Below are 25138 nucleotides of genomic sequence, written 5' to 3'. Positions count from 1 at the left end.
GTCAGAGGACCTTGCCGGGGTTGAGCAGGCCGGCCGGGTCCAGGGCGGCCTTGATCGCCTGGTGCACGCGGACGCCCACCGGGCCGATCTCGCGGGCCAGCCAGTCCCGCTTGAGCAGGCCCACGCCGTGCTCGCCGGTGCAGGTGCCGCCCAACTCCAGGCCGAGGCGCATGATCTCGTCGAACGCGCGCCGGCCGCGCGCCAGGCTGGCCGGGTCGGCCCGGTCCACCACGATGTTCGGGTGCATGTTGCCGTCCCCGGCGTGGCCGACCACGCCGATCGGCACGTCGCACTCCACCGCGATCCGGGCCACCCCGTCGAGCAGCGCCGCCAGTGCGCCCCGGGGCACCGCCACGTCGTCGATGATCAGGCCGCCGTTGCCACCGGGGTAGGTCTGCGCCGCGAACCTCTCCATGGCCGGGTGCGCGAGGCGGCGGGCCTGCAACAGGGCCGCCGCCTCCGCGGCGTCGGTGGCGGCGTAGACCTCGTCGGCGCCGGCCTCCCGGCAGACCGCGGCGAGACCGGCCAGGTCGTCGGCCGCCCGCGAGCCGGTGTCGGTGGCGGCCAGCAGCAGCGCCTGCGCGTCCGTGCGCAGCCCCATCGGCCGGTACGCCTCGATCGCCCGCAGGTGCGTCCGGTCGAGCAGTTCCAGCAGGCTGGGGGAGTGCCCCCGGGCGGCGATCTGGGCGACGGCGGCCCCGGCGGCGGCGGTGGACCCGAAGACCGCCACCATGGTCAGCGACTGTGCCGGGGCGGGCCGCAGCGCCACGGTCACCTCGGTGATGACGCCGAGGGTGCCCTCGGAGCCGACGAACAGCCGGGTGAGGTCGTACCCGGCGACGCCCTTGGCGGTGCGCCGGCCGGTGCGCAGCACCTCGCCGGAGGCGAGCACCACCTCCAGGCCCAGCACGTACTCGGTGGTGACGCCGTACTTGACGCAGCACATGCCGCCGGCGTTGGTGGCGACGTTCCCGCCGATCGTGGACGACTCCCACGAGCCCGGGTCGGGCGGGTACCACAGCCCCCGCTCCGCCACGGCGGCGGCGAGCGCCGCGTTGACCACGCCGGGCTGCACCACGGCGATCCGGCTCACCGGGTCGATCTCCAGGACGGCGTCCATCGCCACGGTGCTCAGCACCACCGCCCCGGCGACGGCGTTCGCCGCGCCGGCCAGCCCCGTGCGCGCCCCCTGCGGCACCACCGGCACGCCGTGGCGGGCGGCCGTCCGCAGTGCGGCGGCCACCTGCGCGGTGCTGCGGGGACGGACCACGACCAGGGGCGTACCGGCCGCACAGAGGTCGGCCTCGTCCCGTTCGTGCATCCGCAGCAGGTCCGGGTCGGTCAGCACGGCGTCGTCGCCGAGCGCCGAGCGCAGGTCGTCGAGGAGGGGGGAACCGGCCATGTCGCCGAGGCTACGGTCGGCGCGGCGCGATCACCAACCGGCCGGCTCCACCCACCGCAGCAGGATTCACCCGACGTGGCACGGGTAGTCCCCGCCATGGCCGTGGCCCGGGACCGTCGACCCTCACTGGTGCGACGCGCCATCCTGCGGGATCGGGCCACCGACCCCGACGCGCCCCGGGTCGCCGAGGCGATGGCGCGGCTGCGGCACCGCTGCAAGGTGACCCTGCGCGACCGCCTGCACCGGGTGCGGATGGCGGGGGGTCTCGCCGTGCAGGCCGGCCTCGCCGCCGGGTTGGCCTGGTTGGCGGCGCACGAGTTGCTGGGCAACCCGCAGCCCGTCTTCGCGCCGATCTCGGCGGTCGGCACCCTGGCGGCCTCGGTCGGCCAACGGTTCCGCCGCACGGTGGAGCTGATCGCCGGGGTGGCGGTCGGGGTCGCCGTCGGCGACCTGCTCATCTTCGCGCTCGGCACGGGGCCGTGGCAGCTCGGGCTGGTGGTCACCCTGGCGATCCTGCTGACCATCTTCGCCGGCGCCAGCGTGGCCATCGTCATGCAGGCGGCGGCGACGGCGGTGCTGATCGTGACGCTGAGCCCGTCGACAGCGGACCTGGAGATTCCCCGCTTCGTCGACGCGTTCATCGGTGGCGGCATCGCGCTGCTGGTCACCTCGGTCCTGCTGCCGCTCAATCCGCTGCGGGTCATGAACCGGGCCGCCCGGCCGGCCCTGGACCTGCTCGCCGCCCAGCTCGACGCCACCGCGGAGGCCCTGCGGGAACGGGACCGGGACAAGGCGCAGCGGGCCCTGGACCGGCTGCGCGACAACCAGGAGGAGCTGTCCATCTTCACCGAGGCCGTCCAGGGGGCGAAGGAGACCGCGTTGCTCTCGCCGGCCCGGTGGCACCGGCGCGACGAGCTGACCCACTACGCCGAGGCCGCCGACCCGATCGACCGGGCGATGCGCAACAGCGGAACGCTGACCCGGCGCGCGGTCACCCTGATCGAGGACGGGGAGCCGATTCCGCAGCCGATGCCGGAGGCGGTGGCCCACCTCGCCGAGTCGGTACGGCGGCTCAAGCACGAGTTCGCCGTCGGCGAGGAGCCCGAGGAGGCGCGGGAGCAGGCGCTGCGCGCCGTCAGCGAGGCCGGCCGGGCGTACGCCGAGGGGGTGGGCTTCTCGGGCAACGTGGTGATCGCGCAGGTGCGGACGACCGCCAGCGACCTGATGGTGGCCTCCGGCCTCACCCAGGAGGACGCGAACCGCGGGGTCCGGCAGTCCTTCGGCGACCGGGACCCGTCGGGCGGCCCGAAGGACCGGGGCGACGATCCCGAGCCCGCCGGCGCCCAGAACCTGCCCGCCGCGTCGCCGCCCGGCTGACCCGTGTGCACGGCCCGTGTGCGCGGCTCACGCCGCAGTGGGGTGGGGGGTGGTCGACCGGTACGCCCGAGCGCCGAGCACTCCCGCGCGGCCCGGCGGGGATGGCTACGCTGACCGCATGGCCGACATCCCGCCCGGCGCGCCCCTGTCGCCGTCGCCGACCGCGCCCGCCGTCCCGCAGCCGGGCGGAGGCGGGGCCCGGATGCCGTCGCGCCGGCTGAACTGGCTCCGGCTCCTGGTGCTGGCCGGGACCGTCCTGTTCATCGCGGCCTGCGCGTTGTTCATGGTCTTCCGGCTGGGCGAGAACCTGGGCGTCGAGGCGCTGCTGATCGGCCTGGTCGCCGCGATCCTGCCGGTTCCGGTGCTGGTGGGTTGTTTCCTGTGGCTGGACCGCTACGAGCCGGAACCGCTGAGATACCTCATCTTCTGCTTCGCCTGGGGTGCCTTCGTCTCCACCGCGGCGTCGCTGACCGTCAACAACTTCGCGGCGGACCGCTTCGAGGGCTGGGGCCTGCCGAGCGCGCTGACGGCGGTGCTGGTCGCGCCGTTCATCGAGGAGCTCACCAAGGCCATCGGGCCGGTCCTGCTGCTGCTCTTCCGCCGCCGGGAGATCTCCGGCATCACCGACGGCCTGGTCTACTGCGGGCTCAGCGCCGTCGGGTTCGCCATGGTCGAGAACATCCTCTACCTGGGCGGTTACGGCTACGCCACGGGCGTGGAGCAGTACGGGCCGGCGACCGGCACCCAGCAGGTCATCGCCATCTTCATCGTCCGGATCCTGCTCTTCGGCTTCGCCCACCCGCTGTTCACGTCGATGACCGGGGTGGGGCTGGGCATCGCCGCGCGCGCCGCCAGCCGGTGGGTCCGGGTGCTCGCCCCGCTCGCCGGCCTGCTGCTGGCGATGATGCTGCACGGCCTGTGGAACCTGCTCCCGACGCTCACCCAGGCCACCAACCAACCGCTGATCATGCTGTACGGCTTCGTGGGCCTGATGGTGCCGTTGTTCTTCGGCATGGTCGGGCTCGCCCTGTGGCTGCGGGCCTGGGAGGGGCGGATCACCGAGCGGATCCTGCCGGACTACGTCCGGGCGGGCTGGTTGACCCCGCCGGAGGTGGCGGCGCTGGGCAGCCTGGGCCGGCGGCACGCGGCCCGGGCGTGGGCCAAGCGGGTGTCGGGCGACGCCGGGCTCCGGGCGATGCGCGGTTACCAGTTCGCCGCGACCCGGCTGGCGCTGCTGCGCGACGGCGCGCTGCGCGGCCTGGACCGTCGGCCGGCGGACCGGGAGCGGACGGCGCGGGAGGAACGGGAGCTGCTGGAGGCGATCGGCGCGTACCGGTCGTTCTTCGTGGGCCGGGATCCGCAGGCGCCGGCGGGAATCTGGGACGGCCACCGCTACCACCTGCGGTTCCCGGACGGCACGCAGCGTTCGGTCGAGGCGCCGGACGAGCCCGTCGTGCCGATCCCGGTGGTGCTCGTCGCGCCCCCGCCCCCGCCGCCGCCCGGGTTCGGCCCGCCCGGCTGGCACGCCCGCTGACCGCTGACGCACGAGCCGACCCGGGCGCCGGGCGGGGCCACCCCTCGGGGTGGCCCCGCCCGGCGGCGTGGTCAGGTCATCAGGCTGGTGAGGAAGTCACCGAGGCCCTGCGCCATCGCCATCAGTCCCGCCCCGATGGCCTTGAACATCTCCGCCGCGCCCTCCGGCCGGAAGGCCATGAAGTAGATCAAGAACGCGACGCTGCCCCAGAGCAGAATCTTCTTCACGAGTACCGGCATCGCGTCCCTCCCCAGGGCCGGTGGTGCGGTTGGCTTCCCGGCGGGGAGCAACGCAAACGACACCGACGCCCTGATCCGGGCGGGGCGGGATGGATCAGAGGTAGAGGCCGGTGGAGTCGTTCTCCACCCGCTCGGCGGCGACGGCGTGCACGTCGCGCTCGCGCAGCAGCACGTAGCCGCGGCCGTGCAGCTCGACCTCGGAGCGTTCGTCGGGATCGAAGAGGACCCGGTCGCCGGAGACGATGGCGCGTACGTTCGGCCCCACGCCGACGGCCGTGGCCCAGGCCAGGCGCTTGCCCACGGCGGCGGTCGCCGGGATCACGATGCCCGCGGTGGAACGTCGCTCACCCTCGCTGCCCTCCATCCGCACCAACACGCGGTCGTGCAGCAGGCGGATCGGCAGCCCGGAGTCGAGATTCTGGTCGACGGTCACGGCGGAGACGCTACCGTGTCCCGATCGGCTCCCCGTGGGCGGTTACGCGCCCCGGCCCGGGGGCAGTGGGTGGTGGACCTGGCCTACGGTGGCGTCGTCGGACGTATCCTGTCCGCCCACCGGTGTGGGCCCGCCGGTTCTCTTGCCAGGAGGTGCGCTTGAGCCGCTTCGAGCGGATACGCGGACGACTGCGTCACGCGTACGAGTCGGGCCGGGAGTCGGCGCGCGTGCGCCGTACGGACCCGGCCGACGGCGGGGGGGCGGCCGGCGTGGCCACGCCCACGTCCCCCGGGCCGATGGCGGCGCCCTCCGCGACCGTGGTCGGCGCGGCACCGCCCGCGGCCATGCACAACTCCACGTCCAGCCGGGACGACGCGGACGTGCCGCACGGACTGCGGATCGCCGCCGCCTGGTCGTGGCGTCTGATCGTCATCGGTGTCGTCGCGTGGGCGCTGCTGAAGGTCGTCGGCACCGTCAAGATCGTGGTCATTCCGCTGGCCATCGCGCTGCTGCTCTCGGCGCTGCTGGCGCCGGCGGTCGGCCTGCTGCTGCGGGTCCGCCTGCCCGGGGTGCCGCGGGTCCGCGTCCCGCAGTCCCTGGCGACGGCGGTGGTGCTGGTCGGCGGCCTGGCCGCGGTGGTCGGCACGCTGACCCTGGTGGTCAACGAGTTCATCCAGGGCGTGCCGGAGCTGAGCAAGAAGTCCTCGGAGGGCGTCCGGCAGATCCAGGACTGGCTCAAGACCGGCCCGCTGCACCTCTCGGACGGCCAGCTCGACAACTACATCGACGAGGGCCAGAAGTGGATCAACAACAACACCGAGAGGTTCACCAGCGGGGCGCTCTCCACGGCCTCCACGCTGGCTGAGGTGCTGACCGGCACGCTGCTGGTGCTCTTCGCCACCTTCTTCTTCCTGCGCGACGGCAGCAGGATCTGGCGCTTCCTGGTCCGGCTGCTGCCGGTGGCCGCCCGCTGGAAGGTCGACGACGCCGGCCGGGCCTCCTGGGAGACCCTCGTCGCCTACGTGCGGGCGACCGTGCTGGTCGCCTTCATCGACGCGGTCGGCATCGGCATCTTCCTGGTCTTCTTCGACATCCCGTTTGCCTTCCCGCTCACCGCCCTGGTCTTCCTCGGGGCGTTCATCCCGATCGTCGGTGCGACCCTGTCGGGCGTCGTCGCCGTCCTGGTCGCGCTCGTCGACAGCGGCCCGGTGACCGCGCTGATCATCCTCGGCGTGGTGGTCGGGGTGCAGCAGATCGAGGGGCACCTCCTCCAGCCGCTGATCATGGGCCGGGCGGTGGCCATCCACCCGCTGGCGGTGATCATCGGAATCGCGGCCGGCATCGTCCTCGCCGGGATCACCGGCGCGCTGGTCGCGGTGCCGCTGATCGCCGTGCTCAACACGGCCGTCCGCCGGCTCGCCGCCCGCACCGTTCCGGACACCCCGCCCGACGCCGTCGTGGTCGCCTCCCAGGCCCCCTGACCCGCCGCCACGCCCGCACGAAAGGGCGGCCTCCCCGACCCGGGAGGCCGCCCTTCGCCGTCGCGGGGCACCGGAACGCGCGGGCCGGCACGGCCCTGCCCCTGGGCGGCAGGGCCGGACCGCCACCTGCGCCCAGGCGGTCCGAGCACCGGGAAGGGCCGGGCCGGCGCCGGACGGCGGGGCCGGGCACGGGGTCAGGACCCGGCGAGGCGCTCCAGGGCGCCGCGGGCGACCTCGGGCCGGGTGGTGTACCAGAACGGCGGCAGCGAGCGGCGCAGGAACGCCCCGTAGCCCCGGGCGGTCTCCAGCCGCGAGTCGAGCACCGCGACCACGCCCTTGTCGCCCGTCGAGCGGATCAGCCGCCCCACCCCCTGGGCCAGCCGCATCGCCGCGATCGGCACGCTTACCGCCGCGAACCCCGAGCCACCGCCGGCGTCCACGGCCGCCGCCCGGGCCGCCGCCAGCGGCTCGTCCGGCCGGGGGAAGGGCAGCCGGTCGATGACCACCAACTGGCAGGAGTCGCCCGGCACGTCCACGCCCTGCCAGAGCGACATCACCCCGAACAGGCAGCTCGACTTCTCCTCCCGGAACCGGCGTACCAGCAGCGGCAGCGCCTCCTCGCCCTGGAGCAGGACCGGCAGGTCGGTGCGCGCGCGCAGCAGCTCCGCCGCCTGCTGCGCGGCCCGTCGGGAGGAGAAGAGGCCGAGCGTACGCCCGCCGAGCGCGGTGACCAGCGCGAGCAGCTCCTCGCCGGCCGCGTCGGGCAGCCCGGAGACGCTGGGCCTCGGCAGGTGCGCGGCGACGTACAGGATGCCCTGCCGCGCGTAGTCGAACGGCGAGCCGACGTCGAGGGAACGCCACCCCGGCCCCGAGGTCGCCGGGATCCCCGGCGTGCCGCTCACCGGGCCGGCCGCGCCGGTGGCGCCGGTGGCTGTCGCCGGTGCGGTGTCGGCCCTGCCGCCGGCGGAGCGGGCCGCCAGGGCGGCGGCGGCAGGTGACGGCGGGTCGGCCACGGGCGCCTCCAGGCCCAGCGCCCGGGCCACCGTGTCGAACCGGCCGCCCAGCGTCAACGTGGCGGAGGTGGCGACCACGGTGCGCTCGTCGTACAGGTGGGTGGCGAGCGTGCCGGCCACCGAGAGCGGCGCGACCACCAGCGCCCGGCGGCCCGTGTTGTCGTTCCTCTCCACCCAGGCCACGTCGTGGTCGGCCTCCTCCAGCAGCCGCTGCGCGGTCGCGGAGAGGTCGTCGAGCGCCGCCTTGGCCTGCTGCTTGCGCACCGGGTCGGGGTCGTCGGCCTTGACGTCGCCGATGGCGTCGAGTGCGGCCCGGGTGGCCGCGTCGAGCAGGGTGCACGCCTCGCGCAGGGGGGACGGCAGCCCCGAGGTGATCCGCCCGGCCGGCGCCTCGGCCAGCCCGACCGTCAGGGCGTCGCCCGCCGCGGTGAGCGAATCGGCGGTGTCCGGGCGCAGCAGCGGGCGGGCCCGCTTGGCGCAGCGGTCGATCAGCTCCGGCACCAGCTCGGCCTGGGCCGCGGAGGAGACCCGGTCGGCCAGCTCGTGCGCCTCGTCGACGACGAGCAGCTTGTGCGGCGGCACGATGTGCCGGCCGGCCAGCATGTCCACCGCGAGCAGGCTGTGGTTGGTGACGACGATGTCGGCCTCCCGGGCGCGGGCCCGGGACGCCTCGGCGAAGCACTCGGCGCCGAACGGGCAGCGGGCCGCGCCCACGCACTCCCGGGCCGGCATGGAGACCAGTCGCCAGGCCTGTTCGTCGACGCCCGGGTCCAGCTCGTCCCGGTCGCCGGTGTCGGTCTTCTCCGCCCAGTCGCGCAGCCGCTGGACCTGCTTGCCGAGCCGCCCGGCCTCGCCGAGCCACCGCGTCGTGCCGCCGGGGCGGGCCGCCGGCTCGTCGAAGAGGGTGTCCCCCGGCTCGTCCTCGGTGGAGTTGTCCAGCCGGGCCAGGCAGAGATAGTGGTGTCGGCCCTTGAGCACCGCGAAGGTGGGCCGCCGGCCGAGCACCGGCTCCACGGCGTCGGCCAGCCGGGGCAGGTCGTGGTCGACGAGTTGGGACTGCAACGCCAGGGTGGCCGTGGAGACCACCACGGGGCCGTCCACGGTCAGCGCGGGCGTCAGGTAGGCCAGCGACTTGCCGGTGCCCGTGCCGGCCTGCACGAGCAGGTGCTCCCGCGCCTGCACGCACTCCTCGATGGCGGTCGCCATCTGCTGCTGGCCGGGGCGGGCCGACCCGCCCGGCACCGCGCCGACGGCGGCGGCGAGCAGCTCCACGCCGCTCGGCCGGGCGCCGCGCCGCCGACCTCCGGTGCGGGGCGAGGGGGCGGCGGAACCGGTGGCGAGGCGCGGAGTCACCGTGCGACGGTACCCGTCGGCTGCGACGCCGGTGGCGTCGATGCGGGCGTGGCGTCGTCACGGTACGGTCTCCCGTCGACCGCGTCCGGTTACTTCCGTACGGCGAGGGATGGGCGGTATCGGTTAGGGTGCGACTCATGCCGAGCGACGTGGTCCGCGTGATCTACCGCAAGTACGACGGCAGCGCCCACCGTGACTATCCGGCCCGCCGCCTCGCGGAGGACGACCTGGGCGTGTGGCTCGGCGTGACCGAGGGCACCAGGTCGGTCTACCACGGTCGGCCCTCGGTGGAGCAGATCCCCTTCGTCCTGCTGGTGCCGCACCACGCATGGTGGACCGGCATGTTCAACCCGCCGCCGCGGACCAGCGAGGTCTACTGCGACATCGCCAGCCCGGCCCGCTGGGAGAACGACGACACCGTGCACCTCATCGACCTCGACCTGGACGTGGTGCGCCGCCGGACGACCGGCGCCGTGGAGTTGCGCGACGAGGACGAGTTCGCCGAGCACCGGGCCCGCTTCGGTTACCCGCCGGACGTGGTGGCGCCGGCCGAGGCGGCGGCCCGGTGGCTCCTCGGCGCTCTGGGCGACGGCACCGAGCCGTTCGCCACGTCGTACCGGAAGTGGCTGGCCCTGGTGGTGTGATCCGCCGGCGCGGCGGCCGGGGTTCCCGGCCCCCCCCCCCGCGCAACCTCGAACTGCGCTGTCAGGTCCCACGTCCCGCGTCAAGCTTCCGTCGGCCGGAGAGACGTTCGACACCCTGCATCGCGGGTATCCGCCTGCCGGTTTCGACGTCCGGCGGGAACGGGAGCGGCTGCTGGTATCGGAGGGATTGCCGTAGATGAACGGCAGGTGAACGACTGGTGAATGCGGCCCGACCAGGGGGAGGCCGCCGCATCCCCGGTTCCGCCGTTTCCTAGCATTCCCAGGCGGGCACCCTCCGGGCGACCGTCACCCTTCCACCGACACGACGAGGTCCGTGCTGTGAAGTTTTCCTTTCGCCCGAACGAGGGCGCCTTCTACGAGCTCTTCACCAGGGCCGCGCAGAACCTGGTGAAGGGCACCGCACTGCTCAACGAGCTGTCCCTGCCGGGGGTGGAGGTGCAGTCGGTGAGCGAGCGGCTCACCGAGGTGGAACACGACAGCGACCAGATCACCCACGAGCTCTACAAGAAGATCAACTCCACGTTCATCACGCCGTTCGACCGGGAGGACATCTACCGGCTGGGCTCGCTGCTCGACGACGTGATGGACCACCTCGAGGCGGTCGGCAACCTGCTCTACCTCTACGGCCTGACCAAGCTGCCGTCGCTGCCCCGTGAGATGCACGAACTGGTCAACGTCCTGGACGCCCAGGCGAAGCTGACCGCCGACGCGATGCCGCGGCTGAAGTCGATGAAGGACCTCGAGGACTACTGGATCGAGTGCAACCGGCTGGAGAACGACGGCGACCAGGTATACCGGATGCTGCTGGTCCGCCTCTTCTCCGGCGAGTACGACGCGCTGACCGTGCTGAAGATGAAGGAGGTCGCCGACGAGTTGGAGGCCGCCTGCGACGCCTTCGAGCACGTGGCCAACACCGTCGAGACCATCGCGGTCAAGGAGTCCTGAGCCTGTGAGTCCCGAACTCATCGCCGTGCTGGCGGTGATCGCGGTGGCGTTGGTCTTCGACTACACCAACGGCTTCCACGACGCCGCCAACGCGATCGCGACCAGCATCTCCACCCGGGCGCTCACCCCCCGGGTGGCGCTGGCCATGGCGGCCGTCGGCAACTTCATCGGCGCCCACTTCGGCGCCGAGGTGGCCAAGACCGTCGGCAGCGGCCTGGTGCAGCTACCCACCGGCACCGCCAGCCTCGGCATCGTCTTCGCCGGGGTGATCGGCGCGATCGTGTGGAACCTGGTCACCTGGTACTACGGCCTGCCGTCGTCCTCGTCGCACGCGCTGATCGGCGGCCTGGTCGGCGCGACGGTCGCCGCGTCCGGCACGGTGCTGTGGGACGGCATCGCGAAGAGCGTGATCATCCCCATGGTCCTCTCGCCGATGATCGGCTTCGTGCTCGGCTACATCGTCATGATCGCCGTGCAGTGGATCTTCCGGAAGGGGCACCCGGGCAAGCTCAACCGCGGCTTCCGCTGGGCGCAGACCGCGTCGGCCGCCGCCATGTCGGTCGGCCACGGCATGCAGGACGCCGCCAAGACCATCGGCATCGTGGTGCTCGCCCTCTACGTCGGCGGATACCAGGACAACGCGAGCCACATCCCCGAGTGGGCGTTCTGGACCTCGGCCGCCGTGCTGGCGGCCGGCACGTACTCCGGCGGCTGGCGGATCATCCGGACGCTCGGCCGGAAGATCATCGACCTGCGCCCGCCGGAGGGCTTCGCGGCCGAGACGGTGGCCAGCGGCGTGCTCTACTTCAACGCGCTCGTCCTCGGCGCGCCGATCTCGACGACCCACACCATCACCTCGGCGATCATGGGTGTCGGCGCCACCAAGCGGCTCTCCGCCGTCCGGTGGGGTGTGGCCGGCAACATCGTCGGCGCGTGGATCCTCACCTTCCCCGCCGCCGGCTCGATCGGCGCCCTGATGTACTTCCTGGTCCGCCCGCTGTTCAGCTGAGAAGACGGGGAGGGGCCCCGGCGTCGACCGGGCCCCTCCCGCCGTCAGGCGTAGGAGACGCCGATCTGGGCGCGGACCGCGTCCAGGAGCGCCATCACCTCAAGCGTGGCGGCGTGCGGGACCAGAGGGCTCTCCACCAGGCCCCCGGCGAGACAGCGCTGGACCTCGGCGGCCTCGTACTGGTAGCCGCCGCCGACCAGCTCGTCGGTGATCGTCTCCGGCTCGGCGCCCGCGCGGTGCAGGGTCGCCGAGCCGGGGCGGAAGAACGGCTCGGGCAGGTCGATCCGGCCGGTGGTGCCGGTGATCGAGGCGGCCGGCGCCGTCGCACCGACCATGCCGCAGCTCAGCGTGGCGACCGCCCCCGAGTCGTAGCCGAGGACGATCCCGGTGTTCTCGTCCACCCCCTCCGGGCTCAGCTTCGCCCAGGAACGCACCTCGTCGGGCACGCCGAGCAGCAGGTGGGCCAGGCTGACCGGATAGATGCCGAGATCGAGCAGGGCCCCGCCGCCGAGGGTGCGGGCCCGCAGCCGGTGCTCGGGCGGGAACGGCCCGGCCAGCCCGAAGTCGGCCCGCACGCCGGTCACCGTGCCGATCGCGCCGTCCCCGACCAGGGCACAGACCCGGCGTACGAGCGGGTTCGTCCGCATCCACATGGCCTCCATCAGGAAGACCCCGGCCGCGCGAGCGGTGTCGACCAGCTCGACGCTGGTCGCCAGGTCGAGGGTGAACGGCTTCTCCAGCAGCACCGCCCGGCCGGCCGCGAGGCAGGTCAGGGCCGCCTCGTGGTGCGCCGCGTGCGGGGTGGCGACGTAGACGACGTCCAGTTCGTCGTCCGCGGCGAGTTCCGCCCAGGAGGCGTACGCCCGGGGCACCCCGTGCCGGGCCGCGAACCGCTGGGCGCTCTCGGCGGTGCGTGAGCCGACCGCCGCGAGTTCCGCCCCCGGCACCAGCCGCAGGTCCTCGGCGAAACGGGCGGCGATGTGGCCGGTGGCCAGGATGCCCCATCGAGTCATGCCGGCCACGCTAGCGAGGAACCCCGTACCGCAGGGCGGGCGGCCCATCCGTCGGGAACTAGGCTCGGCGCATGACGATCGACGCCGACGGTTTCCCCGCACCCCCGGCGCTCGTGGAGCACGCCCGCCGGTTCCGCGCCGAGGGCGGCACCCCGGCGGTGCCCCGGGTGGCGGCCACCGTGCTGCTGCTGCGCCCCGCCGCAGACGACTTCGAGGTCTACCTGATCCGCCGGGTCGCCGCGATGACCTTCGGCGGGATGTACGCCTTCCCGGGCGGCGGCGTCGACCCCTCGGACTCGCAGGCGCACCTGGACTGGGCCGGCCCGACACCGGCGGGGTGGGGTGAGCGGCTGGCGTTGACCCCGCAGGCCGCCCAGGCGGTCGTCTGCGCCGCGGCCCGGGAGGTGTTCGAGGAGGCCGGCGTCCTGCTCGCCGGCCCCGACGCCGCGACTGTCGTGGGCGACGTGAGCGGTGACGACTGGGAGGCCGACCGGGTGGCGCTGGAGCAGCGCCGGGGCGGCTTCGCGGACCTGCTCGCCCGGCGCGGGCTCACCCTGAGGTCGGACCTGCTGCTGCCGTGGAGCCGGTGGATCACGCCGGAGTTCGAGCCGCGCCGCTTCGACACGTACTTCTTCGTGGCCCTGCTGCCGGCGGGGCAGCGGACCCGGGACGTCTCCGGCGAGGCCGACCACACCCTCTGGGCCCGCCCGGCCGACGCCCTGGCCCGGGTCGCGGCGGGCGAGCTGACCATGCTCCCGCCGACCCTGGTCACGCTCGGGCAGGTGGCGGGCGCCGGGGGCCTGGCGGGCGTCGCCCGCGCGTCGGCGGGCCGGGACGCCGCCACCCCGGTCGCTCCCCGGCTGGAGTTCGCCGACGACACCACGGCCCGCTTCGTCCTCGGCTGACGTCTCACGCTCCCGCCCGCAGGTAGCGGTCGGCGATGGTGCGCAGGAGGGCGGCGAGCTCCGGTGGCTCCTGGACGGTGAAGTCGGCGTCGAGCAGGCCCAGCCAGACCGCCACCGTCTCCAGCCGGTCGGCGCCGGTGTGCAGCAGGCAACTGTGCGCGTCGACCGGCTCGACGGTGCCGACGGCCGGGTTGATCCGTTCGGTGACCACCTCGGCCGGCGCGTGCACCAGCACCCGGGCGCGGTGCCGCCAGGCTGCCGAGGAGACGCCGTGCCGGACCCGGTCCACCACGTCGTCGGGCAGCTCCCGGGCGGGGAAGCGGGGGCCGGTGGGGGTGCGCGGGGCGATCCGGTCCACCCGGAACGTCCGCCAGTCGTCCCGCTGCGGGTCGAAGGCCACCAGGTACCAGCGGCGCCCCCAGTTGACCAGCCGGTAGGGCTCGACGTCGCGCCGGTCGGCGGTGCCGTCGTGGCGGACGTAGTCGAAGCGCAGCCGTTCCCGGTCCCGGCAGGCCGCGCTCATCGTGGCGAGCGTCCGGGCGTCCACGGTCGGGGCGGGCGCGTCGTGCGGCACCCGCACGGTGTGGGTGTGCAGCGCGTTGACGCGGCGGCGCAGCCGGTGGGGGAGGACCTGTTCCAGCTTCGCGAGCGCCCGCAGCGAGGTCTCCTCGATGCCGGCGACGCTGCCCCCGGCGGCCGTACGCAGCCCGACGGCCACCGCCACCGCCTCCTCGTCGTCGAGCAGCAGTGGCGGCAGCGCGGCACCCGCCCCGAGCCGGTACCCGCCGACCGAGCCCCGCGTGCCGTGCACGGGGTAGCCCAGGGTGCGCAGCCGCTCCACGTCGTTGCGGACCGTGCGGGTGCTCACCGACAGCCGCTCGGCCAGCTCCGTGCCGGTCCACTCGCGGGGGGTCTGCAACAGCGACAGCAGGCGCAGCAGTCGAGCCGAGGTCTCCAACATCGCCTCATTCTGCCCGGCCATTAGGAACGGACTCTTCCTAATTGGTCCCTACCGTAAGGGCATGGCTGACAACACCGCGATCGTCCCGTTCCGCATCGACGTCCCGCAGGCAGACCTCGACGATCTCGCCGACCGGCTGGCCCGCACCCGCTGGGCCGAGGAGCTGCCGGCCGACCCCACGGCCACGCCTGAGGGGCCGGTCCAGCCCGGCTGGGAGTACGGCGTCCCGGTCGCCTACGTCGAACGCCTCGTCACGCACTGGCGCACCGCGTACGACTGGCGGGCCTGGGAGGCGAAGCTCAACGCGTACCCGCAGTTCACCACCGAGATCGACGGGCAGAACGTGCACTTCCTGCACGTCCGGTCGCCCGAGCCGGACGCCACGCCGCTGATCCTCACGCACGGCTGGCCGACCACCGTCGTCGAGTGGCTGGACGTGATCGGGCCGCTCACCGACCCCCGGGCCCACGGCGGGGACCCGGCGCACGCGTTCCACCTGGTCATTCCGTCGGTTCCCGGCTTCGGCTTCTCCGGCCCGACCCGGCAGCGGGGCTGGAACCGGTTCCGGGTGGCCCGGGCCTGGGCGGAGCTGATGCGCCGCCTCGGCTACGACCGGTACGGCTCGGCCGGGAACGACCTCGGCGCGTTCATCGCCCCGGAGGTGGGCCGGGCCGACCCGGAGCACGTCATCGGCGTGCACGTCACGCAGGTCTTCGCACTGCCGTCCGGGGACGCCGACGAGCTGGCCGCCCTCTCTGAGGAGGATCGGGGCAAGCTGGCGTTCGCCGACCTGCACGTGCAGCGGCACGGCGGCTACGACCGGCTGCACTCGACCGAGCCGCAGAACGTCGCGCACGCGCTGGCCGACTCACCGGCCGGCCTGCTCGGCTGGCTGGCCCAGCTCATGGGCGAGCAGCTCGACCCGGAGTACGTGCTCACCAACGCGACGATCTACTGGCTGACCAACACCGCCGCCTCCTCGGCCCGCTACTACTACGAGGACGCGGAGGTGCTCCCACCCGCCCAGAAGGTCAACGGTCGTGGCACCACGTCCCCGGACCCGACCGTCGTGCCGCTGGGCCTGGCCAACTTCCCCTGGGACTTCCAGTCCATCCGCCCGCTCGCCGAGCGGGACCACAGGAACATCGTCTCCTGGCGGACGTACGACCGCGGCGGCCACTTCGCCGCGCACGAGGTGCCCGACCTGCTGGTGGCCGACCTGCGCCAGTTCTTCGCGGCGCTGTCCTGAGCCGCGGCGACGGGCGCTGCGCCGCCCGCCGGACCGGTTGACGCTGCGGGGTGCCGGTCGACACGACCGACGCCCCGCGAACCGGCCCGCTCAGCCGAAGCGGCCGGTGATGTAGTCCTCGGTCCGCTGCTCGCCGGGGTTGCTGAAGATCTTCTGCGTGTCGTCGTACTCGACGAGGCGGCCCGGGTCGCCGGTCTTCTCGATCGAGAAGAAGGCGGTACGGTCCGAGACGCGGGCGGCCTGCTGCATGTTGTGCGTGACGATGATGATCGTGAACTTGTCCTTGAGCTGGAACATCAGGTCCTCGATGGCCAGCGTGGAGATCGGGTCGAGCGCCGAGCAGGGCTCGTCCATCAGCACCACCTGCGGCTCGACGGCGATGGTCCGGGCGATGCAGAGTCGCTGCTGCTGGCCCCCGGAGAGGCCGGCGCCGGGCTTGCCGAGCCGGTCCTTCACCTCGTCCCAGAGGTTGGCCGAGCGCAGTGCCCGCTCGGCCGCCTCCGCCAGGATCGACTTCCCGCGCACCCCGTTGAGCCGCAGCCCGGCCACCACGTTGTCGAAGACGCTCATGGTGGGGAACGGGTTCGGCCGCTGGAAGACCATGCCGATCGTGCGCCGGACGGCGGTGACGTCCACGTCCCGGTGGTAGATGTCCTGGTCGTCGATGGTGAGGCTGCCCTCGACCCGGGCGCCCGGAAGCACCTCGTGCATCCGGTTGACCGACCGCAGGAAGGTGGACTTGCCGCAGCCGGACGGGCCGATCAGGGCGGTCACCGTCTTCGGCTCGACCGTCAGGGTGATGTTCTCGATCGCCTTGAAGGCGCCGTAGTAGGCGGTGACGTTTTCCGCTTCGATGCGCCTGGCCATGGTGGTGCCACCTCCGGGGTTCATCGGCCGAGCCGGTTACGGCGGGCCAGCAGCTTCGCCGCTACGGTCAGGATCAGTACGAGGGCGACCAGGGTGAGCGCCGCCGTCCACGCCCGTGCCGGCGCGTGGCTCGACGCGTCGCCGGCCTGCTGGTAGACGAAGAGGGCCAGCGACGACTGGTTCTCCGCGAACGGGTTGAAGTTGATCGCCGCGCCGCCGCCGGCGACGAGCAGCACCGGGGCGGTCTCGCCGGCCGCGCGGGCGACGGCGAGCATCACGCCGGTGACGATGCCCGGTAGGGCGGTCGGCAGCACGACCCGCAGGATCGTCTTCCACTTCGGCACCCCGAGGGCGTACGCCCCCTCGCGCAGCGGCGCCGGGACGAGGCGCAGCATCTCCTCGGTGGAGCGGACCACGGTGGGCAGCATCAGCACGCTCAGCGCGAGCGCGGCGGCGAAGCCGGAGAAGGCGGGCCGCCCGTCGTTGAACCACGGCGACACGACCAGCACCCAGAAGGCCAGCACGAAGAGGCCGGCGACGATCGACGGGATGCCCGTCATCACGTCCACGAAGAACCGGACCGTGGCGGCGAACCGGCCCCGGCCGTACTCGACGAGGTAGATGGCGCAGAGGACGCCGAGCGGGACGGTGATCAGGGCGGCGATGCCGACCTGCTGGAGGGTGCCGACGATCGCGTGGTACGCGCCGCCGTTCGCGTCCCGCGCGCCGATGTTGTTCATCGAGGTGAGGAAGAAGTTCGCGTCCAGCCGCCCGACGCCCCTGCTCACCAGCGTCCAGACCACCGAGGCCAGGGGCAGGACGGCCAGCATGCACGCGGAGTGGATCAGCGCGCTCCAGGTGCGGTCGCGGGCCGACCGCCGCCCCTCGACCCGGTCGGCGGCGACGAACAGGCCGACCAGGTGGAGCAGCGCGCCGACCACCACGACCAGCACCGGGCCGCCGGTGCCGGTGCCGTACACGAGGGCGGCGGCCACCGACAGGGCGGCTGACGCGATGGCCGGCGCGGCGTACCTCGGCAGGCGTCGGGCCCGCAGCGTGGGCGCCTGGGCCGGCGGGCGGTCGCGGGGGGCGGTGACGGTGGTGGTCATGCGGCCGACTCCGTGAACTCCCGGCGACGGTGGACGATCGCCCGCGCCGTGATGTTGACGATCAGCGTGATGGCGAAGAGCACCAGGCCCGAGGCGATCAGCGCGCCCCGCCCGGTGTCGTTCGCCTCGCCGAACGTGTTGGCGATGTTGGCGGCGATGGTGTTGCCGCCGCTGGTGATGAGGTTGAACGAGATGCCGAAGGTGATGCCGAGGGTCATCGCCAGGGCGATGGTCTCGCCGAGCGCCCGGCCCAGGCCGAGCATCACCGCGGCGACGACGCCGGGGCGGCCGTACGGCAGCACCGCGGTGCGGATCATCTCCCAGCGGGTGGCGCCGAGGGCGAGGGCGGCCTCCTGGTTGGCGGTCGGGGTCTGGAGGAACACCTCGCGGCAGAGCGCGGTGACGATCGGCAACACCATGATCGCCAGGACCAGTGCGCCCAACATGATCGACTTCCCGAAGGGGCCGTCGCCGCCGAAGATCGGGATCCAGCCGAAGTACGTGTTCAGCCAGGCGGAGAAGTCGCGCACCGGGCCGATGAAGACGTCACGGCCCCAGAGGCCGAAGACCACGCTGGGCACGGCGGCCAGCAGGTCGATCAGGAAACCCAGCGCGGTGGCGAGCCGGCGCGGCGCGTAGTGGGACAGGTAGAGGGCGATGCCCAGGGCCACCGGCACCGCGATGAGCAGGGCCAGGGCGGAGCTGAGCACGGTGCCGAAGGCGAGCGCCCCGATGCCGAAGCGCGGCTGGGCGTCGTTGGGGAACCAGCCCGCGAAGGTCCAGAAGCTCTCGGTGTTGGCCCGCAGCGCCGGCACCGCCCTGGCGACCAGGAAGAGCGCGATCGCCGCGATGACGGCCAGGACGGTGCCGGCGGCGGCCACGGCGAGCGCGCGGAACGCCCGTTCGGCGCCGAACGCGCGGGCCCGGGGCAGCGCGCCGCCGCCGCCCAACCCGGCTCCGCCCGGCGTACGGGTGCTGTCTGTCGCCTCGGCCGCACGCGCCGAGGCGCCGGCGGGCCGGTCGTGACCTTCGATCACGCGCGTCCCGCCGGTGCCGGCGTGGGCCGAGCGGTGCGGGGTTTCACCCATCTGCGCTCGCTTCGAGTTGAGGTGGTGGTGTGGGTGCGGCCGGCTCAGGCGAGGTTCGCGACCGCGGCCTCGACCTTGGCGCGGACCGATTCGGGCAGCGGGGCGTAGCCCAACTCGGTCAGGTCGGCCTGGCCCGTGGTGCTCACGGCGTGCCCGAGGAAGCCCTTGACCAGCGGCAGCTTGTCGGCGGCGAGGCCCTTGGCGCAGACGATCTCGTAGGTCACCAGGACGATCGGGTAGGCGCCGGCCTCCCGGGTGTTGTAGTCGATCTTCATCTTGAGGTCGTCGCCCTGGCCGACCACCTCGGCGGCGGCGACGGTCCTGCCGGCCGACTCGGCGGTCAGCTCGGCGAACTCGCCCGCCCCGTTGCCGACCTTGGCGGTCCGCAGGCCGCCGTTCTCGGCGTACGACCACTCCACGTAGCCGATGGTGCCGTCCTGGCCCTTGATCGCGCTGGCCATGCCGTCGGACTTCGCCGCGCCGGTGCCGCCGGGGGCCTTCCACTCCTTGGCCTTGCCGAAGGTCCAGTCCGACGCGGCGGTCCGGCTGAGGAAGTCGGTGAAGTTGTCGGTGGTGCCGGAGGAGTCCGAGCGGTGCACCGCGTTGACTGCGGTCGACGGCAGCGTGACGCCCGGGTTGTCGGCCTTGATCGCCGGGTCGTCCCACCTGGTCACCTTGCCGGCGAAGACCTTCGCCAGGGTGGCCGGCGTGAGCCGGAGGTCGTCCACGCCGGCGACGTTGTAGGCGATGGCGACCGGGCCGATCACCATCGGCAGGTTGATCGCGGCGCCGCCGACGCACCTGCCGTCGGCCTGCGGCTGCTCCTCCTCCTTGAGGGCGGAGTCCGAGCCGGCGAAGTCGGCGGTGCCGGCGACGAAGGCCTGGATGCCGGCGCCCGAGCCGGACGGCTCGTAGTTGATCCTGGCACCGGCGCACTTCTGCTGGTACGCCTTGATCCACTCGTCCATGGCGTTCTTCTGCGCCGACGAGCCCTGGGCGTTCAGGGTGCCGGTGGCGCAGTTGGCGGCCGGGCCGGAGGCGCCGCTCGCGGGCTCGTCGTTGTCCGAGCCGCACGCGCTGAGAGCGAGCGTCGCGGTAAGAGCGAGGCAGGCGAGGGTGCCGTGCCGCTGGAGCTTCACCTGAGGGGTTCCCTTCACGTCTGACTTCGCACCTGACCCGGGGGAGCCCGGGCACCGGCGCTGACCGGCTGATCCAAAAGCTAGGAGCGCCAGGTGGCCGGTTCGGCGGTCGGACGTGAACGGGGGATGAACAGCAGCGGCAGGGCAGGTGACAGGTCGCGGGAGTGCGCCGTCGGGGCGGCGGCCCCGGTCCCGGGCCGCCGCGGCCCGGGACCGCCCGGCGTCAGGCCGACTGGTAGTTGACGTGCGCCGACCAGCGGGCGAAGCCGAGCCGTTCGTAGAGCGCCACGGCGGCGGTGTTCGAGTCGTCGACGTAGAGCATGACCCGGTCGAGGCCCCGCCGGTCCCGCAGGTGCGACAGGCCGGCGGCGGTCAGCGCCCGGCCCAGCCCGCCCCGGTGCGCCGTCGGGTCCACGCCGAGCACGTAGACCTCGCCGATCCGGGCCGAGCCGGGCCGCTCGTGGACCTTCGTCCAGTGGAAGCCGAGCAGCCGGCCGGTGGCCGCGTCGACGGCGAGCAGGAAGCCCTCCGGGTCGAACCACGGCTCGTCGAGGCGTACCCGCAGGTCGGCGTGGGACCAGCGGCCCTGCTCCGGGTGCTGGGCGAAGGCCCGCGCGTTGAGCGCCAGCCACTCGTCGTCGTCGGCCCCCGGCCGGTACGCGCGCAGCGTCACGCCGTCCGGCAGCCCGGGATCGGGGATCGGCGCGGTCAGCGGCCGGCGTAGCTGCCAGAGCACCCGGGCCCGGCGCAGCCCCAGGTCGACGGCGAGCGCGGCGGCCGAGGGGTGATCGCCGTGCGCCCAGGCCCGCAGGGGGCCGTCGGCCGCGGCGAGGACACCCCGGGCCAGCGCCCGTCCCGTCCCGCGCCGCCGGTACGCCGGGTGCACCGCCAGTTCCACGCCGACGCCCGTGGCCGCGTCGGTGGTGTCCAGGTGCGCGTACCCGACCAGCGTGCCGTCGTCCGCCTGGGCGGTCAGGTGCACCGCGGGCGCGTCCGGGTCACGGAGCCGCAGCAGGACGTGCTCGTCGAACGGGTCGGCCCCGTCGGCGTCGCCGGCGACCCGGGCGAGGGTCGTCACGGCGTCGATCTGCGCGGGGCTGAGGCGGTCGGCGCGGGTCACCCGGCCGCTGCTCGGTTCGGGGTTGCTCATGGCGTCACCGTAGTCGGGTGGGCGGGCGGTGTCCGGCGTGCTGTCGGCGCGTACCGGGTCACGCGGAGCCGTCGGGCAGCGCCTCCACCTCGAAGCCGGCCAGGGCCGGCAGGATGCGGTGCAGCGCGTCCACGGTGCCCTGCCGGTCGCCGCCGGCGTCGTGCAGCAGCACGACCGAGCCGGCCACGACGCCCGCGACGACCGTCGCCGCTATCCGGTCGGCTCCCGGTGTCGTCCAGTCGGACGGGTCCACCGTCCAGTGCAGCGGGACCATGCCGAGTTCCTGGGCCATCGACACGACCTGCCCGGTCCAGGCGCCGCCGGGTTGGCGGTAGTACGCAATCGACGCGTCCGGCACCGCCGCCCGGATCGCGTCGCTGGTGCGCAGCAGGTCCGCGCGGATGGCGTCCGGCGACCGCCGGCCGAGGGCGACGTCGTGGCTCCAGCTGTGGTTGCACAGGCTGTGCCCCTCGGCGGCGATGGCCCGGATCAGGTCCGGGTGGGCCTGCGCGTTCTCGCCGACCACGCAGAAGGTGGCCCGCACCTGGTACTGGCGCAGCAGGGCGAGCACCTGCGGGGTGTACCTCGGGTCCGGCCCGTCGTCGAAGGTCAGCGCGACCCGCGAGGTGCCGCTGGTGGTCTGCGCGCCGAAGAGCCCGTCGGGCTGGGCCGGTGACGGCGTGCCGCCGGGAGTCCCGCCGTCCTGGCCGGCCTCCGCCGGGGCACTGCCCGGGGCGCTCTCCGGGGCGCGAGGGGCGTCGTCCGCCGGTGGCTGGTCGGCGTAGTGCGGGCCGGCGGCGCCGGTCACGTTGGTGGGGGCGGCCGGCGGGTCGGGGACCATCCCGCGCCCGAGGGCGTACGCGGAGCCGAGCAGCGCGGTGACCACCAGCGCGGCGAGACCGATGGTGCGGGCGGGAGAGGGCTCCCGGATGGGCTTGCCCCTCCGTGTCGATCCACCGCCGCCCCCGTGGTCGATGCGCACCCCGCCGCCCCCTTGTTGTCACAAACCTGGCAGTCAGAATAGAACTGGCAAGCTGCACAAAAAGGGCATATCCGGAACAGCGCCCGGGAGAAGGGGGGTCAGACCGAAAGGGGCGCGGGCTCGCTCTCCGGCAACGACCGGGAGGGCGGCACCACGAACTTGTAACCCACCTGCCGCACCGTGCCGATCATCGACTCGTACTCCGAGCCGAGCTTGGCGCGCAGCCGCCGCACGTGCACGTCGACCGTGCGGGTGCCGCCGAAATAGTCGTAACCCCAGACCTCGCGCAGGAGCTGGTCGCGGGTGAACACCCGGCCCGGGTGCTGCGCCAGGAACTTGAGCAGCTCGAACTCCTTGTAGGTCAGGTCGAGCGGCCGGCCCTTGAGCTTCGCGGCGTAGGTGTCCGGGTCGATGGTCAGCTCGCCGGCGCGGATCGAGCCACCCGCCCCCGAGGACGAGCTGGTCAGCCGCCCGACGGCGAGGCGCAGCCGGGCCTCCACCTCGGCGGGGCCGGCGCCGGCGAGGATCACGTCGTCGACGCCCCAGTCGGCGTGCAGCGCGATCAGGCCGGCCTCGGTGACCACCGCCACCAGCGGCACCCCGAGCCCGGTGGCGTGCAGCATCCGGCAGGTCGCCCGGGCCTCGCTCAGCTCGGAGCGGGCGTCGACCAGCACCGCGTCCGGGCTGGGCCCGTCGACCAGGGTCCGCACGTCGCGGGGCGCGGTGCGGACCGAGTGCGGCAGCAGGTCGAGCGCCGGCAATACTGCGGACGGCTCGCCTGCGCGCGCGGTCACCAGCAGCAGGATCTCCACGATCACCTCCGTCCCGGCGGCCGTCGGCCGCGCGCGACCAGCGCACCCGGAGGCGGGGCGGGGCGCTGATGAACTTGCGTGGGTCCCGGCGTCGCTGACGGGCGGGTAGCGGCTAGAGCCTAACCGATCACCCCGGCCGTACCCCCGCGTCCTATCCCGTTTTGCCCGGCTTGCCCGTGATCGCGCCGCAGGTTTTAACGTTGCCGAAACCGTGACCCCCGCGCCGGCCGGCGGGTCTGGCACGATCGGGACGTGTTTCCCTCCAGCTCGCCCGAGACCGGCCGCGACCAGTGGCCCGACGGGCCCCGCCCCGGGCCGACGGGCCCGTCCCGTGGCCAGCCGCCGGCCGCACGCACCGGGCCGGCCCCCGACGACGACGGCGAGCGCCGGGAACGCAGCGGACCGCGCCGTGCCCGCCGCTCCGGCGAGCCGGCCCGCCGCGCCGACGACGAGCCGGACGTCGAGCCGGACGAGGAGCCCGTCGAGCCGGTCGAGGTGCGCCGCCCGCTCGCCCTGGCCGTCGCCGGGTTCGCCACGCTGGTCGGGGTGGGTCTGGTGCTCGGGGCGCAGACCTCCGGCCCCGGGCACCGGCTGCCCTTCGCGGTCGTCGTCCTCGGCGTGCAACTGCTCTTCATGCTGGCCTGGACGATGGCCCTGCGGCCACCCGCGCTGCGCCTGGTCGCGCTGGTCGGCGTCGGCGCCGCCGTGGCGGCCGACACCGCGGCCGTGCAGACGGACGTCGCCGGCCTCGCGCCACTGGGCTACGTGGCGGTCGGCGGGTTCGCCCTCGCGGTGCTCAGCCAGCTCGTGCGGCGCGTCGACCGGGTGCGGGTGACCGACTCGCTGCGCGGCACCCTGCTGATCGTGCTCGGGGTCGTCGCCTTCGCCACCCTCATCGTGCTGAGCCGGATCCCGGCGGGCACCCAGACCATCACGGTGTGCCTCACCGCCGGCGCGGTCGCGCTCGCCGTGGCCAGGCTGACCGACGCGGTGGCGCCGTGGCCTCGGCTGGCCCCCCAGGTGCCCCGGGGCGCGGCCGGCGTGGTCGTCGGCGCGATGGTCGGCACCCTGGTCAGCGCCGGCCTCGGCAGCTACCTGGTGACACCCTTCACCCCCACCCGGGCCGCGATCGTCGGGCTGGTCGCGGCCGTCGTCGCCGTGCTGGCCGACCTCGCCGTCGGCTACTCCGAGGCGGGCCGGCAGATGGCGGGGGAGGCGCCCACGATGTGGGTGGCCCGCCACATGCAGGGGCCACTCGGCGGCCTGGCCCTGGCCGCGCCGGCGGCGTACGCCATGTGCAAGCTCGTGCTCTGACGGCGATTGAGGCTTTTCGCGTTCGGGTACCACAGTTGGGCCGCGGCGCGGCACCCTCGGCAGTGACGAGAAGGAGACGGCGTGGCGCAGCACGACACGTACGACGAGCGGCCCCGACCCCGGCGGCGCGGGCGCAGGGTGCTGATCACACTCGTCGTGCTGCTGCTGGTCCTGGGCGGTGTGGTCGTGCTGGCCGACCGGATCGCGGTCGGGGTGGCCGAGCGTGCCATCGCCGACCAGGTGCGGCAGGAGATCTCCAAGCAGGGGGCGCAGTCCTCGGCGCCCGAGGTGCGGATCGGCGGGACCCCGTTCCTCACCCAGGTGCTCGACGGCCGCTACGAGCGCATCTCCATCGCGCTGCGCGACGTGCAGGGCTCGGTGCAGGGCGAGGCGGTCGCGCTGCCGAAGCTCGACGTGGACGCCCGCGACGTACGCGCCTCGCTGGACACCATCCGCTCCGGCCAGGGCGACGTGGTCGCCGAGACGGTCAACGGGACGGGCATCATCGGCTACGACAGCCTCGCCAAGCTGCTCGACCGGCCGGGCCTGACCCTCGGCGAGCAGAACGGCCGGCTGGCCGTCACCGCCCCGATCGACATCCTCGGCCGGCGGCTCACGGTGACCGGCACAGCGGACATCACGGTCGGCAAGGAGGGGCAGGTGGCGCTGCGCTTCAACGACCTCAACGCCGACGGCCTGCCGAACCAGCCGTTGGCCCGGACGCTGCTCAACAACTACGCCCGCGGCATCTCGATCGACGTGCCGCTGCCCGAGCTGCCGTTCCAGCTCACCGTCCGGAAGGTCCAGCCGCTGCCCGAGGGGCTGGCCGTCACCGCGGACGCCAGGAACGTGCCGATCAACTCCGCCGCCGGCTGACCGGCCACCCGGGCCCCGGGGGACGTCTCGGATGCTGGTCGGGGCGGTGGCGTTTCCCGGCTTCGCTGGTAGGGTCCCTGCTCATGGGGATACTCCTCACCAAACGGCGCGCGGTCGACCTGTGCCGCGTGGCCACCTGCCTGTGTCGCCCCGTCATCTGACGGCGGGGCTGTTCCCGGTCGCCTGACGGCCACCGGCACGCAGGGGCCTTTCCTCCCCACG

23 protein-coding genes and 2 pseudogenes are annotated in these 25138 nt (G+C 73.9%); 11 read left to right on the top strand and 14 right to left on the bottom strand.

Going from position 1 to position 25138, the window contains the following annotated elements:
• Position 1: 1 nt before the first annotated feature.
• On the bottom strand, positions 2-1402 hold the full coding sequence (locus tag ACQ452_RS25950; protein WP_433388082.1) for an FAD-binding oxidoreductase: 1401 nt from the start codon (positions 1400-1402) through the stop codon (positions 2-4).
• Positions 1403-1594: 192 nt separating this feature from the next.
• On the opposite strand from ACQ452_RS25950, the gene ACQ452_RS25945 reads away from it, so the two are divergent.
• Together ACQ452_RS25945 and ACQ452_RS25940 are read left to right on the top strand one after the other, a co-directional pair.
• Complete coding sequence (locus ACQ452_RS25945; protein ID WP_433394424.1) at positions 1595-2779, top strand: FUSC family protein; 1185 nt, start codon at positions 1595-1597, stop codon at positions 2777-2779.
• A 118-nt stretch (positions 2780-2897) separates the two neighbouring features.
• Complete coding sequence (locus ACQ452_RS25940; protein WP_433388080.1) at positions 2898-4313, top strand: PrsW family intramembrane metalloprotease; 1416 nt, start codon at positions 2898-2900, stop codon at positions 4311-4313.
• 71 nt (positions 4314-4384) lie between these two features.
• Here the strand turns inward: ACQ452_RS25940 and ACQ452_RS25935 are convergent, their stop codons facing one another.
• On the bottom strand, positions 4385-4552 hold the full coding sequence (locus ACQ452_RS25935; protein WP_165947924.1) for a hypothetical protein: 168 nt from the start codon (positions 4550-4552) through the stop codon (positions 4385-4387).
• Positions 4553-4646: 94 nt separating this feature from the next.
• Positions 4647-4985, bottom strand: coding sequence for a GroES family chaperonin (locus ACQ452_RS25930; protein ID WP_433388078.1), 339 nt, complete (start codon positions 4983-4985; stop codon positions 4647-4649).
• Between the two features lie 122 nt (positions 4986-5107).
• Here ACQ452_RS25930 and ACQ452_RS25925 point away from each other — a divergent pair, with 122 nt between their 5' ends.
• Complete coding sequence (locus ACQ452_RS25925) at positions 5108-6466, top strand: AI-2E family transporter (protein WP_433388076.1); 1359 nt, start codon at positions 5108-5110, stop codon at positions 6464-6466.
• A gap of 194 nt (positions 6467-6660) precedes the next feature.
• Here ACQ452_RS25925 and ACQ452_RS25920 read toward each other — a convergent pair.
• Positions 6661-7350 (bottom strand): annotated as a pseudogene (locus tag ACQ452_RS25920) (ATP-dependent DNA helicase); the annotation flags it as partial.
• Positions 7351-7473: 123 nt separating this feature from the next.
• Positions 7474-8900: pseudogene (locus ACQ452_RS25915) on the bottom strand (ATP-dependent DNA helicase); the annotation flags it as partial.
• Positions 8901-8969: 69 nt separating this feature from the next.
• On the opposite strand from ACQ452_RS25915, the gene ACQ452_RS25910 reads away from it, so the two are divergent.
• The 3 genes from ACQ452_RS25910 (at position 8970) to ACQ452_RS25900 (ending at position 11451) form a co-directional block, all read left to right on the top strand.
• Entirely contained in the window at positions 8970-9476 is a 507-nt protein-coding gene (locus ACQ452_RS25910) for a DUF402 domain-containing protein (RefSeq protein WP_433388075.1), read from the top strand.
• A 339-nt stretch (positions 9477-9815) separates the two neighbouring features.
• A complete protein-coding gene (locus tag ACQ452_RS25905; RefSeq protein ID WP_433388074.1) occupies positions 9816-10442 on the top strand; it encodes a DUF47 domain-containing protein in 627 nt (208 codons plus the stop codon).
• A 4-nt stretch (positions 10443-10446) separates the two neighbouring features.
• Positions 10447-11451 (top strand): anion permease, encoded by a 1005-nt coding sequence (locus ACQ452_RS25900; protein WP_433388072.1) that lies wholly within the window; start codon positions 10447-10449, stop codon positions 11449-11451.
• 44 nt (positions 11452-11495) lie between these two features.
• Here ACQ452_RS25900 and ACQ452_RS25895 read toward each other — a convergent pair whose 3' ends face one another.
• Complete coding sequence (locus tag ACQ452_RS25895; protein ID WP_433388070.1) at positions 11496-12464, bottom strand: Gfo/Idh/MocA family protein; 969 nt, start codon at positions 12462-12464, stop codon at positions 11496-11498.
• Positions 12465-12535: 71 nt separating this feature from the next.
• Here ACQ452_RS25895 and ACQ452_RS25890 point away from each other — a divergent pair, with 71 nt between their 5' ends.
• On the top strand, positions 12536-13369 hold the full coding sequence (locus ACQ452_RS25890; RefSeq protein ID WP_433388068.1) for an NUDIX hydrolase: 834 nt from the start codon (positions 12536-12538) through the stop codon (positions 13367-13369).
• 4 nt (positions 13370-13373) lie between these two features.
• On the opposite strand, the gene ACQ452_RS25885 is transcribed toward ACQ452_RS25890, so the two are convergent.
• Positions 13374-14330 carry a helix-turn-helix transcriptional regulator gene (locus tag ACQ452_RS25885; RefSeq protein ID WP_433388066.1) on the bottom strand — a complete coding sequence of 319 codons (957 nt, stop codon included), beginning with the start codon at positions 14328-14330 and terminating at the stop codon, positions 13374-13376.
• Between the two features lie 61 nt (positions 14331-14391).
• On the opposite strand from ACQ452_RS25885, the gene ACQ452_RS25880 reads away from it, so the two are divergent.
• The gene (locus tag ACQ452_RS25880) at positions 14392-15579 is read left to right on the top strand and encodes an epoxide hydrolase family protein (protein ID WP_433388065.1); all 1188 of its coding nucleotides are present in this window, start codon (positions 14392-14394) and stop codon (positions 15577-15579) included.
• Between the two features lie 90 nt (positions 15580-15669).
• On the opposite strand, the gene pstB is transcribed toward ACQ452_RS25880, so the two are convergent.
• The 7 genes from pstB to ACQ452_RS25845 form a co-directional block, all read right to left on the bottom strand.
• A complete protein-coding gene (pstB, locus tag ACQ452_RS25875; protein ID WP_433388063.1) occupies positions 15670-16446 on the bottom strand; it encodes a phosphate ABC transporter ATP-binding protein PstB in 777 nt (258 codons plus the stop codon).
• Between the two features lie 20 nt (positions 16447-16466).
• A complete protein-coding gene (gene pstA / locus ACQ452_RS25870) occupies positions 16467-17555 on the bottom strand; it encodes a phosphate ABC transporter permease PstA (protein WP_433388062.1) in 1089 nt (362 codons plus the stop codon).
• Positions 17552-18643, bottom strand: coding sequence for a phosphate ABC transporter permease subunit PstC (pstC, locus tag ACQ452_RS25865; RefSeq protein WP_433388060.1), 1092 nt, complete (start codon positions 18641-18643; stop codon positions 17552-17554). Before pstC ends, pstA begins: the two co-directional genes overlap by 4 nt.
• A gap of 44 nt (positions 18644-18687) precedes the next feature.
• Positions 18688-19782 carry a phosphate ABC transporter substrate-binding protein PstS gene (pstS, locus tag ACQ452_RS25860; RefSeq protein WP_433394422.1) on the bottom strand — a complete coding sequence of 365 codons (1095 nt, stop codon included), beginning with the start codon at positions 19780-19782 and terminating at the stop codon, positions 18688-18690.
• Positions 19783-20005: 223 nt separating this feature from the next.
• Positions 20006-20932 (bottom strand): mycothiol synthase, encoded by a 927-nt coding sequence (mshD, locus tag ACQ452_RS25855; RefSeq protein WP_433388058.1) that lies wholly within the window; start codon positions 20930-20932, stop codon positions 20006-20008.
• Between the two features lie 58 nt (positions 20933-20990).
• On the bottom strand, positions 20991-21863 hold the full coding sequence (locus ACQ452_RS25850) for a polysaccharide deacetylase family protein (protein WP_433394420.1): 873 nt from the start codon (positions 21861-21863) through the stop codon (positions 20991-20993).
• A 149-nt stretch (positions 21864-22012) separates the two neighbouring features.
• The gene (locus ACQ452_RS25845; RefSeq protein ID WP_433388056.1) at positions 22013-22732 is read right to left on the bottom strand and encodes a winged helix-turn-helix transcriptional regulator; all 720 of its coding nucleotides are present in this window, start codon (positions 22730-22732) and stop codon (positions 22013-22015) included.
• A 246-nt stretch (positions 22733-22978) separates the two neighbouring features.
• On the opposite strand from ACQ452_RS25845, the gene ACQ452_RS25840 reads away from it, so the two are divergent.
• From ACQ452_RS25840 to ACQ452_RS25830, 3 genes are all read left to right on the top strand, one after another.
• A complete protein-coding gene (locus ACQ452_RS25840) occupies positions 22979-24040 on the top strand; it encodes a hypothetical protein (RefSeq protein WP_433388054.1) in 1062 nt (353 codons plus the stop codon).
• Between the two features lie 81 nt (positions 24041-24121).
• Positions 24122-24916 carry an LmeA family phospholipid-binding protein gene (locus tag ACQ452_RS25835; RefSeq protein ID WP_433388053.1) on the top strand — a complete coding sequence of 265 codons (795 nt, stop codon included), beginning with the start codon at positions 24122-24124 and terminating at the stop codon, positions 24914-24916.
• 83 nt (positions 24917-24999) lie between these two features.
• On the top strand, positions 25000-25077 hold the full coding sequence (locus ACQ452_RS25830) for an Ms5788A family Cys-rich leader peptide (RefSeq protein ID WP_342672298.1): 78 nt from the start codon (positions 25000-25002) through the stop codon (positions 25075-25077).
• Positions 25078-25138: the final 61 nt, after the last annotated feature.

Source organism: Micromonospora sp. KLBMP9576, assembly GCF_050941805.1.
Lineage (GTDB): Bacteria > Actinomycetota > Actinomycetes > Mycobacteriales > Micromonosporaceae > Micromonospora.
Note: the sequence above shows the minus strand (reverse complement) of the source record. Positions and strands in the feature narration are given on the sequence as shown.

Excerpts from the sequence above, each read along its gene's own strand:
- ACQ452_RS25950 (WP_433388082.1), bottom strand. The coding sequence starts at position 1,402 with ATGGCCGGTTCCCCCCTCCTCGACGACCTGCGCTCGGCGCTCGGCGAC.
- ACQ452_RS25945 (WP_433394424.1), top strand. The coding sequence starts at position 1,595 with ATGGCGCGGCTGCGGCACCGCTGCAAGGTGACCCTGCGCGACCGCCTG.
- ACQ452_RS25940 (WP_433388080.1), top strand. The coding sequence starts at position 2,898 with ATGGCCGACATCCCGCCCGGCGCGCCCCTGTCGCCGTCGCCGACCGCG.
- ACQ452_RS25935 (WP_165947924.1), bottom strand. The coding sequence starts at position 4,552 with ATGCCGGTACTCGTGAAGAAGATTCTGCTCTGGGGCAGCGTCGCGTTC.
- ACQ452_RS25910 (WP_433388075.1), top strand. The coding sequence starts at position 8,970 with ATGCCGAGCGACGTGGTCCGCGTGATCTACCGCAAGTACGACGGCAGC.
- ACQ452_RS25895 (WP_433388070.1), bottom strand. The coding sequence starts at position 12,464 with ATGACTCGATGGGGCATCCTGGCCACCGGCCACATCGCCGCCCGTTTC.
- ACQ452_RS25890 (WP_433388068.1), top strand. The coding sequence starts at position 12,536 with ATGACGATCGACGCCGACGGTTTCCCCGCACCCCCGGCGCTCGTGGAG.
- ACQ452_RS25885 (WP_433388066.1), bottom strand. The coding sequence starts at position 14,330 with ATGTTGGAGACCTCGGCTCGACTGCTGCGCCTGCTGTCGCTGTTGCAG.
- ACQ452_RS25880 (WP_433388065.1), top strand. The coding sequence starts at position 14,392 with ATGGCTGACAACACCGCGATCGTCCCGTTCCGCATCGACGTCCCGCAG.
- pstB (WP_433388063.1), bottom strand. The coding sequence starts at position 16,446 with ATGGCCAGGCGCATCGAAGCGGAAAACGTCACCGCCTACTACGGCGCC.
- pstA (WP_433388062.1), bottom strand. The coding sequence starts at position 17,555 with ATGACCACCACCGTCACCGCCCCCCGCGACCGCCCGCCGGCCCAGGCG.
- pstC (WP_433388060.1), bottom strand. The coding sequence starts at position 18,643 with ATGGGTGAAACCCCGCACCGCTCGGCCCACGCCGGCACCGGCGGGACG.
- mshD (WP_433388058.1), bottom strand. The coding sequence starts at position 20,932 with ATGAGCAACCCCGAACCGAGCAGCGGCCGGGTGACCCGCGCCGACCGC.
- ACQ452_RS25830 (WP_342672298.1), top strand. The coding sequence starts at position 25,000 with ATGGGGATACTCCTCACCAAACGGCGCGCGGTCGACCTGTGCCGCGTG.